This window comes from Streptomyces sp. NPDC051211 (assembly GCF_040689505.1).
Lineage (GTDB): Bacteria > Actinomycetota > Actinomycetes > Streptomycetales > Streptomycetaceae > Streptomyces.
Map to the genome: position 1 here is coordinate 22,497 of NZ_JBFBAV010000024.1, position 12,972 is coordinate 35,468.

The window sequence follows — 12,972 nt, forward strand, 5'->3', positions numbered from 1 at the left end:
GTGTGCGTTCGCGACAGCGAGTCAACGCCTCCCCCGGTTTCACCTGATCCAGGGGGGATCCCTTGTCTTCTTCGCGCTCCCAGCGCCTGGGCCGCATCGCGGCCTGCACCGCCCTTGTCGTCGCGGCGGGCACCCTGCTGTCGGCCGGACCGGCTTTCGGCGCCCCGCAGGAATCCTCGACCGCACCGGGCAAGTCCACGTTCGCTTCCAAGCCCGCCAAGCCGCGCCTGGACCTGGACGGCGACGGCTGGAGCGATGTGCTCTACCGCAACCACCGGGGCCTCTCCTACTCCGTCCAGACCACCAGCAACTCGCTTAGCGGCACTGGATTCAAGGTGTACGGGCAGGACAAGGAGGCCGTCCGGGACATCGTCGCGCTCGGCAACATCCGCGGCGGCTGGGGCCCTGAGCTGCTTCAGTGGTCCCGTGACGGCCGACTGTCGCTGCACCAGGCGTACAAGAGCGGCACCCAGGCTCCGACCTGGACCGGCACCGGATGGCAGATCTACAACAAGCTCATCGCCGTCGGCGACCTCACCAAGGACGGCCGCGGCGACCTCCTCGCCCGCACCCCCTCCGGCAATCTCTACCTCTACCGCGCCACCGGCTCTGCCTCCGGCAACCCCTTCGCCGACCGGATCAAGGTCGGCAGCGGCTGGGGCAGCTACGACCAGATCGTCGGTGCCAACGACCTCGACGCCGACGGCATCGCGGACCTCGTCGCCAAGAACCCCGACGGCAACCTCTACTACTACAAGGGCACCGGCAACGCCTCCGCCCCCTTCAAGACGCGCACCCTCGTCGGCGGTGGCTGGAACATTTACAGCAAGATCGCGGGCGGCGACGACTTGACCGGCGATGGTAAGGCGGACCTGTGGGCCATCGCTCCCGACGGCACCCGGTACATCTACGCCAGCAAGGGCAACGGAGTCTTCGGCGGCCGGATGATCGCTGGCGGGCCCAACGCCGGCCCCGGCTGGACCAACGCCGACCTGTTCGTCAACTCCGGTGTCACCCCCATCTACGGCAAGCACGGCGTGCAAGGCGTGGATGCATCGCGGTCCGTCTGGGAACACGGCAACCTGACCACCGGACGCTTCGCCCCTGAGCCTTTCCCCTACGCGGAGAAGCTCCCGGCCGGCATTACGCTGATCAACGCGGCCGCCGTGAACAAGTACAACTGGACCACCCGCTACGGCTGGAACGGCTCCACCCTGACCGAAGCGTCATCCGGCACCCCGATCAAGGGCACCTTCACCGGCAGCAACCTGATCCTCGGCCCCGGTGACCTGACCGGCAACGGCCTCGGCGACCTCCTGACCCGCGACACCGGCGGCACTCTGTGGCTCCGCGCAGGTAACGGCACCGTCGACTGGTTCGGTGCCCCCACCAAGATCGGCCCCGGCTGGGGCGCCTACAAGTCCATCGTCGGCGGCGGCGACATCACCGGCGACGGCCGCACCGACATCGTGGCCGCCGCCACCGACGGCAAGCTCTACCTCTACCGCGGCACCGGCAAGGCCACCGCCCCCTTCGGCGCCCGCGAGCTCATCGGCTCCGGCTGGAACACGTACAACACCCTCGCTTCCCCCGGCGACCTCAACGGCGACGGCCGCGCCGACCTCGTGGCCCGCGACGCCAACGGCGACATGTGGCTGTACAAGACCACCGGCAACGGCGGCAGCAAGACCTTCACCGCCCGCACCTTCCTGGACAAGGGCTGGAACGGGTACAAGCAGTTCAACTAACCGGTGTTGAGCAAGGGTGGGTGAGCAGATCAGCGTGTTGGCCGGCCTGCTCGTTACCCGTCTGGCCAGGTAGGTGCGGACTGGCTCAGACTCATCCGCCTGCTGGCGGTAGGGGAGCACGCAATCGAGCTGCTCGAACACGGCCTGTTCGGCCGGTCTCCGGCTGCATCCCCGCGCGCGCGGGAGCTGGACTGACTCTGCTCTTAACGGGAGCCATCCCCGCGCACGCGGGGTGAGCTGCAGGCGCAGTGCGAACACCTCTGACGGGCCATCCCCGCGATTGCGGGACATAGTGACTGCAGGTATGCAGCCGGAACACCTCTGACGGGCCATCCCCGCGATTGCGGGACATAGTGACTGCAGGTATGCAGCCGGAACACCTCCGACGGGCCATCCCCGCGATGGCCGGGAGCACCGTACCGGCCGAGGTTAGCGCCCTGCGGAGCACGCGACCAGGGTCTGCAACCATGCCAGGGCGCATGCAGCCCGGCATCTGCCTGCATGAACCGCACCCCTCGTCCACCGGTCTGTTCTAGGCTGGAAGGCGGCTGTGAGCCGGCCCGGATTCTTGCCTCCGACAGCTCTGGGCCGCTACAGAAGCCGTCCCTTCCGGAGTTGGCCCCCGACCCGCTGGAACGGGTCAGGGGCCCGGTGAGAGGGGCGACGATGGCTGCTCCTCGGCGTTGATAGCGCGCCGAGTAGCAGCCATCACCACATGGTGTCGACCAGTTTGGCCGTCAGCGCGGTAATGAATCCCGCGACGACGAGTGCCAGTAGCCACTTGACACCAGTCAGCGCAAGCCGACGCACGTCGGGCTTGCGCAGCCTCTCCCGTAAGCGAACCTGCATCTCGGATACCTCCTGCACCGAAAGCTCCTCCCCACGGTGGGGAGGACGTTTCGGGACAGGGCTCCTCGTTGAGGTCCACGGTGCTCAGCAAATCACGAAGACGGCTCTGAAGTAGGGGAGTTGGCGAAGGTCGCCACGAATGGCTAACTCCTCTGAGTCACCTCAAGAACTCGGATGTGTTCTCTCTCCATACCGTGTCGGCGGCATGGTGCATCGCATCGGGATTGTCAGTGTGGCCCGGGTGCCGTGGCGGTGCTGCGGTTGCGGGAGACTACGGAGGGCACGGCCACCGTGAAGACAGCGCTGGGGCGCCGTGGTAGAGGGCTATTCGCTTTTCAGTTAGGGGATGCGGTGATTCCGGAGAAATCTGCAGCGGACGGTGCGGACAGCGGTGGGACGGTGGACGGGAGCGCCCGGTTACCGGGCTTCATCAAGGACTGTTTGAACAAGCCCTCGGCTCTCCTGCCCGTGGCCGGTCCGGGTACGGGCCGCGCGCCCTTGTGGCTGCCCACCCTGGCAGGAGCACTCGTAGGCATCGACGCCACAGAGGACGCCGAGCTGCTGATCGGCATGTGGGAAGACCCGGCCGATCGGGCGCGGGCGCACGCCGCCATGGCTATGGCTTACGCAGACTTGGGCCTCGCACACGATGCGCGGAGGCACGCTTACCAGGCAACGGAGGGGCCTCCCGCCGAAAGTTGGGCGCACGCCGCGCAGGCGTTGGCCTGCGCGGGAGAGGGGCCGGCCGCGGTCCAACTCATCGAGCAACACACGATGCCCGCGGACCGCAGCCAGAAGGCGGCATGGAGGAAAGCCGACCGGCTCGCTCGCATTGCCGTAGCCGCCGGACTGGCGGACCGTGATCCGGAGACGTCGGGCGAGATGCTGATCCCGCTCCTCGACGATCTGCACGCCAGCAGGAAGGCGCCGCGCGGGCTGGCTGCCCTGCTGGCCCGGTTCGCCGAACTCCTTCCCGCTGCGGCCGATACCGGGCACCCGTACGAGGCGCGGCTCAATGAGCTGAAGGACGCCGGACTCGCCTACGCGGACAAGAACGGCCCGGAGACCTGGCTGCCCGAAACGGTCCTGGTGCATGCCCTATTGCGGATCGGAGCAGGGGAGGATCCAGGCCGACAGCTGGACTGGCTGACCCGTGACCTGGCGAACCGCGGGCCCGAACACTTCCCCACGGCCGCCCTCGCAGTGGTGCACGCGGCGCGGGGCGACGTCGAAGCCGCCCGGCGGGTGGCCGAACAGCCCTCGGCCCCTTGGACCCGCGCGGCCGCACTCGCCGCGGTCGCGGGGCACCTGGCCCGGGTGCCGGTCCGCCCGGTGCCCGGCACCCACCCAGGGCAGACGGATCCCCTCACACGCGCCGTCCAGCACCTGGCCCTGACCAGCTCCCCGTACACATCAGCCGACACCCAGGCAGTCACCGGGTTCCTCCACCAGGCCCTGGACACTGACGGCTGGTACCACGCCTTGCCGGTCCTGGCGCAGATCGAACCCGACGCGGTCGCACGCGTCCGGGACACCGCCCTCGTCCACGTTCGCGCCGCAGCAGGCAGCTGATCCGTGGGCGTCAGTCCCGCGGTCAGGAGCGGAGGCGGTCCGCGACGTTGAAGACGGTGATGCGGAGCATGCGGATGTCGGTGATGAGGCCTCATGCTCGCCGCCAATAGAACAAACTCCCCCCGCCCTGCACCGCCGGACCGGACGAAGGTGATGATGGAGAGGTGAACGCCCGCGACCTAGAACTCACCCTGGCCGCCGCCCGCGCCGTGGGCCCCTGCCCGCCGGGGGAGGAGGCCGCTTGGAGCGAACAAGTCCGGGCGCGGGCCGTCCACCTCTACACCCTGGCCGACACCGTCGGCATGGACCTGGCCCGGCTGGACGCGGCGAAGCAGTTCACCGCCACCTTGCTCTCAGTCCGGGTCGAGGACACCAGCACCCGCGGCGTCCTGCTGCTCCGTAACACTTCCGGCGAACTGGAGCACCTGCGCACCGACCGCGGTGACACCGAGGCCGGCCGGGCAATGATCGAGCGTGCCAGGACGCTGGTCGGCCACCGGCTGCGCGTCTACCGGCTCAACGAGCAGATGGCCTCCAACGCCAAGCTCCAGGTCCGCACCGTCGTCCACCTCACCGACCACGGCCCCGACACCGACCCGGTCCAGGAGCACAGCGCGAAGGAGAACGTGCTGGCCGCCGCCGAGGGCGACAAGGAAGCCGCGCGTAGCGCCTGGCAGGAGGCGGGCCTACCCGAGTCGGGCTCGGTGTCCGTACGCCAGCTCATCGACGCACTGACCCGCGTACCGGCGGCCGACGCCGCACCGTAGTAGCGCTACCCGTCCGATTTGGGATTAGGGCCTGTTGTGAAAGTCCTGGTCGCGTGGGGTCTGGCGTACATAGGGGGCGTCGTTGTCAGTGGTGCTGTGCATGATCGGCGCGTCAGGTCTTCGCGGAGGTAGGAAAGCGCCATGCCGATCACAAACCAGCAGGTGGAGGGACACGCATTTCTGCGACAGATGTACGACGACTCGTACTTCCCTGATCGCGTAGTCGACCGGGGGAAGGCGATCCTGCTGCGGCTGTGCGAGCGAATTGAGGCCGAGCAGCCGTCGGATCTGGGGACCCCGTATGCGCTCACCCAGGCTGCGACGGAGCAGTTCAACCTGCTGGACAGGGAGTTCGTGGCGGCCGGGAGCGGGATCGAGACGGCTGCGCGTGAGTGGATCTGTGACGAGTTTTGCTTCGTCGCGTCGGCATACGGGTTCACAGACGCGGATGTGGAGGTGCTGACCGCTGGCCGGGACTGGTGAACGATGGCGGGAAAGCCACCTCCGATCAGAGCCATTCGTTAAGGGCTGCGGGGAGCAGGCTTGCTGACCAGGGAGGTTACCTGGGAAGTCCATGGGTTTCGTACACTTTCATGGAATCGGGCAAAGGGGACAGGAGCGCCTTCCTCTGTCGCTTCCCGACGGTCTCGTTGCGCCACCCACCTTCGCTTCGGTCGACTACCCCGTTGTCTCCGCAGTCCACCCGACGCGCTTACGCCGGTGACGGCTGTGCACCAGGGCAGCCCACGAGCACCGCCAACATCAACCCCTTTCCGTGAGCGCCGCCAGGGAGCGCTCCACCCGGACCATGCAATCCGCCCTCCGCTGACAGCCCCGGCGGAGCCGGCCCCCGAGGCGCGCGACACCAGCCTGGCTGATAACTCGCAAACTCAATGTGACCTGCGAGAACACGGTCGCCTGATGAGTCCGGCCCGGTGGATGGTGCGGCTGCGCTACCGGAGGCGGGCGCGGCACGGGATAATCGGGGCATGGTTCCGCTGTCCCACTCGCTCTCCCCGTCCCCCGCCGCCGACGTCCTCCGCGCGCGGTACGCGGGCCGTCTGCCGGCCTCGCTCGACGACCTCGCCGGTCCCACGAGCGGTCAGGTGGAGCTGCCGCTGCATGTGGCCTGGTCGGGCCTGCGTACGTACGACCTCGACCGGCCGCGCCAGCGCATGAGCCTGTACCGGACGGTGCTGGCCGAGGGGCAGCACGACGATCTCGTGCGCTTCCTGCACCGCGATCTGCTGGCCGCGCAGTGGCCCGTCCTGCGCACCCTGGTCAGCCGGCATGTCCGGCAGGTCTGGGAAGACCGCTTCCCCGCACTCGCTTCCGCCGGCCGGACGTCCGCCGCCGCGTGAACCTCAGCGCCCTGCACCGCCGGCTCCTCGCCGATGTCCTGGCCATCGGCAGCCCGTACCCGCTCGTGATCACCGGCGGCTACGCCGTCCAGGCCCACGGCCTCGTCAGCCGCATCAGCCAGGACCTCGACGTCGCCACCGAGAACCCGGCACCCATGTCCGACATCGCGGCCGACCTGGCGCACCAGCTGGGCAAGCGTGGCTGGCACGTCCGTGTCGTCAGCACCGACCCGCTGTCCGCGCGCCTGATGGTCACCGACCCGCAGGACGGGGCCGAGTGCGAGGTCGACGTCCTCAAGGAGAACCTCTGGGCCGCACCCGAGCCCACCGAGTACGGGCCCGTGCTTGCCCTCGACGACACCATCGGCACAAAGGTCCGCGCCCTCGCCGACCGCGGCGCCGTCCGCGATCTCATCGACGTCCATGCCGCGTCCCGGCTCCGCAGCGACGCCGACCTGGAACGGCTCGGGGAACGGCACGGCCGCGACGCCTTCAGCCTCGACGACCTCCGCGACCGCCTGACCGGAGCGGACTGGTACGACGACGAGGAATTCGCCGCCTACGGTCTCGACGAGGCGGCCATCTCCGACATCCGCGGCTGGGCCCAGCGTTGGGCCACAGACATCGAGGAACGCCTGGCCGCAGCTGAATACGGCGACGGTACTCCGTAAAGAGCTGCTTCCCGACAGCTGCTTCAGGCCGGCACACCTCCCCGAACCGTCCATGCCAGGACCTGCGTGTACGCCGCTGGCGGCTTCGTACCACCTGCTGCCGTCGCGCTCGCGGAGGGCGGCGGCTCGGGGCCGCAAGCGCGGCGTCGAGGCGTTGTAGTTCGCGGAGCGGCCGACGAACAGGGTCGGGCGCAGCGGCCGGGAACCGGGCCTCCACCTTGAAGTACTTCAGCAGCAACGCGACCCAAGCCGGGTCGCCTCCGGCTGGAGGCGACCCGCACTTCTGTGCGGAATGATGGGGATGTCGAGTGAGCTAGGGAAGGTTCGCGGGCAGGGTGCGCCCTCCATCGGCAGGACAGATCTGGCATGGAGGCCCCGGACACGATGTCCGGGGCCTCCTGTCGGTTCCATCCAGGCCGCTCTACCGGCGGATCTGCACCGTGATCTGGATCCCGCCGAAGCCGAGGGCAGCAGCTGCAACAGCCCCGACGGCCGTCGCGGTCTCGCCCTGGCCCATGGCCACGAGCACCACCACGGCGATGACGGCGATGAGCCCGGTAACAGCGGTCATCCAGCCCAGCAGATGGGCTTTGGGGTGGGAGGGCGTTGGGGTACGGTCAAGTGACGCCAAGGGTCTGGTCTCCTCGCAAATGGGCGGCCGCCCGACGTAGGCGAGAGGGAGATTCCGCGAGGCCGGCCCTAGGAAGCATGGGCCTCAACGGAGTCTCCCTTCGCCGTTTGACGGGCGTCTGATGGGCCATAAGGCTACGTGGGTATCCCTACATGGACACGCGTGCCCACCCCCAACACCCTTTGGCGGCGGAGACTTTCATGCTTCTACGCCTATCTCACCGGCGCCTGAAAACCCGCCTCCGGTGGGCCCCGAAATCTGCTGGTCAACGCGGCTTCAAATGCAACTGGTGTCGCATCGCGCACTACGCAGGAACGAAGCCTACAAGTGATGCAAGTCACATGAATCACTCGGGGTCGTACGGCTTCTGGATGTAGCCGGTCGTCTCCCAGGTGGCGTGTCGGCTGGTGGAGCCACTGCCTGGCCCAGCTGCCGAGGACACCATGTCCCGGCCTTCCGGAGTCCGGGCATGCCGCTATCGAGACGCCGGGAGAGGGTTGGCGCGACCTCGGCGCGCCGCGCTCCGTCGGGAGTCACCCTTGGCGGGGCGGCACGCGGGGTAGTGCCCGGCCGGCGGCCACCGCCGGTGGCCGTGCTGGAAAAAATTTCGGCCCGTGGTTCAACCCCGGCCCACTTACGGCGCTGCAGTGGGCAGGGCTGCGGCAACGGGTCGCGGCGCGTAAGGTTCACAAAAGTTGAGCCAGCACCGAAACTCGTGAACATCCCGGCCAGGCTGCTGCCGCCAACCGCCTCTCGAACTGACGTCGAAGTGCCGTCCGTTCTCGGGTTCTGGCTCAGGTTGTGTGATCCGTGCACTGGGAGTGACGGCTGAACTCCCTGTGGCGCCTCGGGAAGTTGCCTCAAAACGAGCAGGGGCAGGAGTGGGTGGGCAGACAGTTCGGGGCTGTGAATGAGATCTTGCTCCGGCTGGAGGAGTTGTTGTTCCCGTCGATCGCGGTCGTCGCGGTGCTGTCAGTCGACGTGAACATCGCGATAGTGCGTGTTGATGTGCGGTGCACCGCCGCAGGCGCCTCGTGTCCGGGTTGCGGAGGGTGGTCCGCCCAAGTTCATGGCTACTACCTGCGGTTTCCCGCTGATGTTCCGAGTGCGGGGCGAAGCGTCGTGCTCCAGCTGCGGGTCCGCCGGTTCGCCTGCCGGAACGCCGGGTGCGGGCGCCGTACGTTCGTCGAGCAGATACCCGGCCTCACCCGAAGGAACGGCCAGCGGACCGAGCGGCTCCGCTCGACCCTGGCCGCGATCGGTCTCGCCCTTGCGGGCCGGGCCGGATCCCGGCTGGCCGCCATCGTCGGTGCGCCGGTCAGCCGCAGCACCGTCCTGCGGCTGGTCGACGCGCTTCCCGAGCCGGAGGTACCCGCTCCGCGGGTGGTCGGCGTCGACGAGTACGCCACCCGGAAGGGCCGCCACTACGGGACCGTTCTCGTGGACGTCGAAACCCACCGGCTTGTCGACATGCTGCCCGACCGGGAGTCATCGAGCCTGGCCGCGTGGCTGGCCCAGCGGCCCGGAATCGAGGTGGTATGCCGGGACCGTGCACCGTTCTTCGCCGAGGGCGCGACTGCGGGCGCCCCGCAAGCCGTGCAGGTCGCGGACCGGTGGCACCTCTGGCACAACCTCAGCGAGGCCGCCGAGCGGAGCATCGCCCAGCACCGCCAATGCCTGCGCGTCCTGATCCCCGAGGCGCCTGAACAGACCGAGACCAAGACCGACCCTGCGGAGGAGTCGTCCGGCTCGCCATGGCCGACCGGCCACCGCTTCGCCGACCGGACCCGGACCACGCATGCCACGATCCATGCCTTGGTGGAGGCAGGGCACAGCCGCCGCGCCATCCAGCGACAGCTGGGCATGACGAGCCGAACCGTCAAACGCTACGCGGACGCCGCCAAACCGGAGGATCTCTTCGCTGGGCAGTGGCAGACCCGGACCTCGGCCCTCGACGAGTACAAGAGCTACCTCGACGACCGCTGGAGCGAGGGCCGCACCAACGCCTGGAAACTATGGGAAGAGATCGTCCCACTCGGCTACCAGGGCAGCTACCAGCGCGTTCGCGCCTACCTCCGTCAGAAACGTACCTCGCCACGACCCATGATGGCCCGGCTGCCCTCGCCCCAGGCCGTCGCCGGATGGATTCTCCGCCGCCCGGAATCCCTCTCCGAGACCGAACACCTCCACCTGAAGAACATCCGGGCCAACTGCCCCGAGATCGACGCCCTCACCGGGCACGTCCGCTCCTTCGCAACCATGCTCACCGAGCGCCAGGGCGAGCGCCTGCCTGACTGGCTCGACGCCGTCCGGCAGGACGACCTGCCCTGCCTCCACACCCTCGCCGTAGGCATCGACCGCGACCGCGACGGCGTCGTCGCCGGCCTCACCCTGCCCTGGAACTCCGGAGTCGTCGAAGGCCACGTCAACAGGATCAAGATGCTCAAGCGCCAGATGTTCGGCCGGGCCGGCTTCCAGCTCTTGCGGAAGCGAGTCCTACTCGCGGGATGAACCCTTGTGCGCGGCGCGATAGATTACGGGCGACACGAGAGAAGAGCTCGCATGGACTCCCGCATCCCGCGGCTGCGACGCAAACTGGCACGCATCCCTTACACACCCAACCGAAGCCACTCCTTCGGCGAGGAACGGCACGAATTTCACCTCGGCCCCCGCCTGCCCAAAGCTCAGGCAGATGCCTTTGAAGCCGAGCATGACGTGGAACTCCCACAGCCTTATCGAGACTTCCTCACGAACATGGGTGGCAGCGGTGCGTCCCCGTACTACGGACTGATCCCGCTGGAAGGCTGCACCCTCTTCACGATGAACCCCGGAACTGACAACACCGGTTCAAGGGGATTCAGCCGGGCCTACCGCTCCACACGCGACGGTCACCTCTTCCTGCACGTCATCGAACGTGGCTGCAGCGATCTCGTCCTCATAGGCGTAACCGGCCCTCTCACCGGGCGCATGCTCATCGGCAACGCCGACGGCTTCTGGGGCCCGAACGTCTCCTCAGCCGCGGACTTTCTCGCCTGGTACGAACGATGGCTCGACCACATGGCCGCCGGACTGGACAACCGAGCACTGGAACTCACCTCGCCTCGGCTCCACGCTCACCCAAATCGGTACCGTCTCGCTTCGAAGATCTGACTGTCAGTGACCACTCCACAGAAGTTGAGCCAGAACCCGTTCTCGTGAATAGAGTCAGCGGATCAGAGTTCGCGGCCGTCGGCCGCGCAGAACTGTTCCAGAAGCAGTGGGGTTCCCAGGGCGAGGGCCGTGAGTTTGCGGTGGGCTGATTCCAGGGTGCGTACAGCCGCGGGTAGGCCGGCCGGGGGAGTGGACTGTCTGGCGCGGGGGCGGCCGGGGGAGGTGGTGACCCACAGTTCGTCGACGTCTCCGCCCTGGAGGACTTTGAGGTGGCCGGCGGTGAGGGCGTGGTGGGTGATGGTCCAGCGGACGAGGGCGCCTTGGGAGGTGGTGTCGAGGGGATGCCATTTGCCGCGTACGCGAGCCCGGGGGAGAGGGCGGTCGAGTTCGAGGTCGGCCCTGCGCATGGGGTGAAGGGCGGCCATGCCGTGTCCGGTGCAGACGGCGAGGGCGATGAGCGCGACGGTGCGTTCCCACGTGGCCTGCTGCATGCCGGCGGGGTGGTGGCTGGCGAGCAGGCGCAGGGTGCGGTGGGCCTCGGTGGGGGTGAGCCGGGTGGCGAAGGTGGGTGGGGGCGGCTGGAGCCCGAGGGGGCGGCCGTAGTGGCGGGAGAGGGTGTTGAGGCTTGAGACCCGGGCTGCCATGGAGTTGGTGGAGGCGGGAGCAGTAGGGCCTCCGAGGCCGGGCCTGCGTCTGGTCGTGCCGCGTTGGGCGGCGTCGAGCCAGCTGAGGGCGTTCTCCTCGTCAAGCAGGTCTTCGGCGGTGACCCGGGCGGGGGCGCACTGCTGGTGCTCGGCGAGCCAGGTGACGTACTCGTCTAGGAACGCGCGGCGCTGACGCCGGGTCGATGCAGCCTTGAGGGTTTCCAGGAAGCGCCCGACGGCGACGGTCGCCTGTGCTGGGAGAGTGGTGGTGTCGGGCACGCGCGCTCTTTCTCCTTCGTCCGGCGGGGGTTGTTGCCGCCCCCTCTTCCGGAACATAACAGCAATAGGCGAAGTGGCGGGTAGCCCGTTCGCAGCTGGCCCATCGTTCCGGCTCGTGTCGAACCGAGTCGGACGTGCCGGTCCAGTACGAACAGTGCGGGACTCCGGGCTGCCCGGCACGGGCGTGCATGGATGGGGCAGACCCCAGGAGCACGATTGAGCTTCTTGCTGTTATTTTTTCGTGACGCGGCTCTGGCGGACGACATCGGTCGGTCCCCGAAGCCCTCCGTCAGTACGCCCGCGCCTTCGCGATGCACTCGGCGACAGCCGGCTTGTCCAGGTAGCGGCGGACATCATGGGCGTTGAGCCTGCCGTTGTTCACCTTGACGTCCGTGACCCCCACCGCGAGGTGCGCAAGGCCTCCGCCCCTGTTCACCGGATCGTTCGGAGCGTACAGATTGGTCCACTCCACCGCGGCCGGCACCGACAGCGGTGTATTGGGCGTGTGCACGCCCTTCCTGACCGCCAGCCAGCTCAACGGCGAGCCGCACGTGATCAGGGCCCTCACCCCGGGCCCGCCGTCGGCGGCGGCCGGGACCTCGCCGCGGCTGAGCATGTCGTAGAACACGACGCTTCCCAGCGAGTGCGCGATGACCATCCGGGTGCCCGTGGCGACCAGCGCCGCCCGGACCTCGGCCCGTACGGCCGCCCCCGTCTCCTCGTGCCGCAGGTAGCCGTGGGCTTCGCGGACCAGCCACATCAGACGGTCGGTCACCCCCTTGCCGACCACCCGGTCCACGGCCTGGGTCCGCCGCAGGATCCGGGGCGTGAAACGGCCCCTCCCGAGGGTCTGGCCCGCCATCGGCGATGCGTCCTCCACCTCCACGGATGCCGGCGCGTACGCCGCCAGGGCTTGCAGGATGAACGCCTCTTCCTCGTCGTCGACCGGCGCGTCCCCGTCCCCGTCGGCGGCCTCCGGGCCCAGTCGCATGTAGCGGGTGGCCGTCTTCGGGTAGACACCCTGGTAGGAGGGGACGGTGAGCCTCACCGTCCCGACCGCCGCGGCGTGGCCGGGGGCGGCCAGCGCCTCGTCCACCGGTTTCTGCCAGGCTCGGCTCAGTCCCTCCGTCGTAGCGGACGAGCCCTGCCGGATGCCGTGCACACCGACGATCTGCAGCGTGTTCACGATGCCCCGTTCCCCCAGTCCTCCGGACCTTCCCGCCCGACTGTAGCCGCGTGCGGCCCACCGCGGAGCCCGGTTAGGCTGACGCCCCCGCGCGCTAGGCACCGCGCGGAACAG

Annotated in this window: 12 protein-coding genes; 8 read left to right on the forward strand and 4 right to left on the reverse strand. The window is 68.6% G+C overall.

Annotated features, from left to right (window positions below):
• Nucleotides 1-62 precede the first annotated feature (62 nt).
• Complete coding sequence (locus tag AB0447_RS22660) at nucleotides 63-1,748, forward strand: VCBS repeat-containing protein (protein ID WP_366478530.1); 1,686 nt, start codon at nucleotides 63-65, stop codon at nucleotides 1,746-1,748.
• 708 nt (nucleotides 1,749-2,456) lie between these two features.
• Here AB0447_RS22660 and AB0447_RS22665 read toward each other — a convergent pair.
• Nucleotides 2,457-2,615, reverse strand: coding sequence for a hypothetical protein (locus AB0447_RS22665; protein WP_366478531.1), 159 nt, complete (start codon nucleotides 2,613-2,615; stop codon nucleotides 2,457-2,459).
• A gap of 756 nt (nucleotides 2,616-3,371) precedes the next feature.
• Here AB0447_RS22665 and AB0447_RS22670 point away from each other — a divergent pair.
• The 5 genes from AB0447_RS22670 to AB0447_RS22690 all read left to right on the forward strand — a co-directional run bounded on the left by AB0447_RS22670 (nucleotide 3,372) and on the right by AB0447_RS22690 (nucleotide 6,968).
• A complete protein-coding gene (locus tag AB0447_RS22670; RefSeq protein ID WP_366478532.1) occupies nucleotides 3,372-4,169 on the forward strand; it encodes a hypothetical protein in 798 nt (265 codons plus the stop codon).
• Between the two features lie 164 nt (nucleotides 4,170-4,333).
• Nucleotides 4,334-4,936, forward strand: coding sequence for a hypothetical protein (locus AB0447_RS22675; protein WP_366478533.1), 603 nt, complete (start codon nucleotides 4,334-4,336; stop codon nucleotides 4,934-4,936).
• Nucleotides 4,937-5,077: 141 nt separating this feature from the next.
• Nucleotides 5,078-5,419, forward strand: a complete 342-nt coding sequence (locus AB0447_RS22680; protein WP_366478534.1) for a DUF5713 family protein — start codon at nucleotides 5,078-5,080, stop codon at nucleotides 5,417-5,419.
• Nucleotides 5,420-5,925: 506 nt separating this feature from the next.
• A complete protein-coding gene (locus AB0447_RS22685; RefSeq protein WP_366478535.1) occupies nucleotides 5,926-6,297 on the forward strand; it encodes a hypothetical protein in 372 nt (123 codons plus the stop codon).
• Nucleotides 6,294-6,968: a nucleotidyl transferase AbiEii/AbiGii toxin family protein gene (locus tag AB0447_RS22690; RefSeq protein WP_366478536.1), complete on the forward strand. Its 675-nt coding sequence runs from the start codon at nucleotides 6,294-6,296 to the stop codon at nucleotides 6,966-6,968. Before AB0447_RS22685 ends, AB0447_RS22690 begins: the two co-directional genes overlap by 4 nt.
• A gap of 421 nt (nucleotides 6,969-7,389) precedes the next feature.
• On the opposite strand, the gene AB0447_RS22695 is transcribed toward AB0447_RS22690, so the two are convergent.
• Entirely contained in the window at nucleotides 7,390-7,539 is a 150-nt protein-coding gene (locus AB0447_RS22695) for a hypothetical protein (RefSeq protein ID WP_366478537.1), read from the reverse strand.
• A gap of 1,026 nt (nucleotides 7,540-8,565) precedes the next feature.
• Between AB0447_RS22695 and AB0447_RS22700 the strand changes: the two genes are divergently transcribed.
• Nucleotides 8,566-10,110: an ISL3 family transposase gene (locus AB0447_RS22700; protein ID WP_366478583.1), complete on the forward strand. Its 1,545-nt coding sequence runs from the start codon at nucleotides 8,566-8,568 to the stop codon at nucleotides 10,108-10,110.
• Between the two features lie 51 nt (nucleotides 10,111-10,161).
• Nucleotides 10,162-10,749: an SMI1/KNR4 family protein gene (locus tag AB0447_RS22705; RefSeq protein WP_366478538.1), complete on the forward strand. Its 588-nt coding sequence runs from the start codon at nucleotides 10,162-10,164 to the stop codon at nucleotides 10,747-10,749.
• Nucleotides 10,750-10,811: 62 nt separating this feature from the next.
• On the opposite strand, the gene AB0447_RS22710 is transcribed toward AB0447_RS22705, so the two are convergent.
• Both AB0447_RS22710 and AB0447_RS22715 read right to left on the reverse strand, forming a co-directional pair.
• Nucleotides 10,812-11,672 (reverse strand): hypothetical protein, encoded by an 861-nt coding sequence (locus AB0447_RS22710; RefSeq protein ID WP_366478539.1) that lies wholly within the window; start codon nucleotides 11,670-11,672, stop codon nucleotides 10,812-10,814.
• A gap of 289 nt (nucleotides 11,673-11,961) precedes the next feature.
• Nucleotides 11,962-12,858, reverse strand: a complete 897-nt coding sequence (locus AB0447_RS22715; RefSeq protein ID WP_366478540.1) for a hypothetical protein — start codon at nucleotides 12,856-12,858, stop codon at nucleotides 11,962-11,964.
• Nucleotides 12,859-12,972 lie beyond the last annotated feature (114 nt).

Coding starts and splice junctions, on each gene's coding strand:
- AB0447_RS22685 (WP_366478535.1), top strand. CDS start 5,926: ATGGTTCCGCTGTCCCACTCGCTCTCCCCGTCCCCCGCCGCCGACGTC.
- AB0447_RS22680 (WP_366478534.1), top strand. CDS start 5,078: ATGCCGATCACAAACCAGCAGGTGGAGGGACACGCATTTCTGCGACAG.
- AB0447_RS22705 (WP_366478538.1), top strand. CDS start 10,162: ATGGACTCCCGCATCCCGCGGCTGCGACGCAAACTGGCACGCATCCCT.
- AB0447_RS22670 (WP_366478532.1), top strand. CDS start 3,372: ATGCCCGCGGACCGCAGCCAGAAGGCGGCATGGAGGAAAGCCGACCGG.
- AB0447_RS22695 (WP_366478537.1), bottom strand. CDS start 7,539: ATGACCGCTGTTACCGGGCTCATCGCCGTCATCGCCGTGGTGGTGCTC.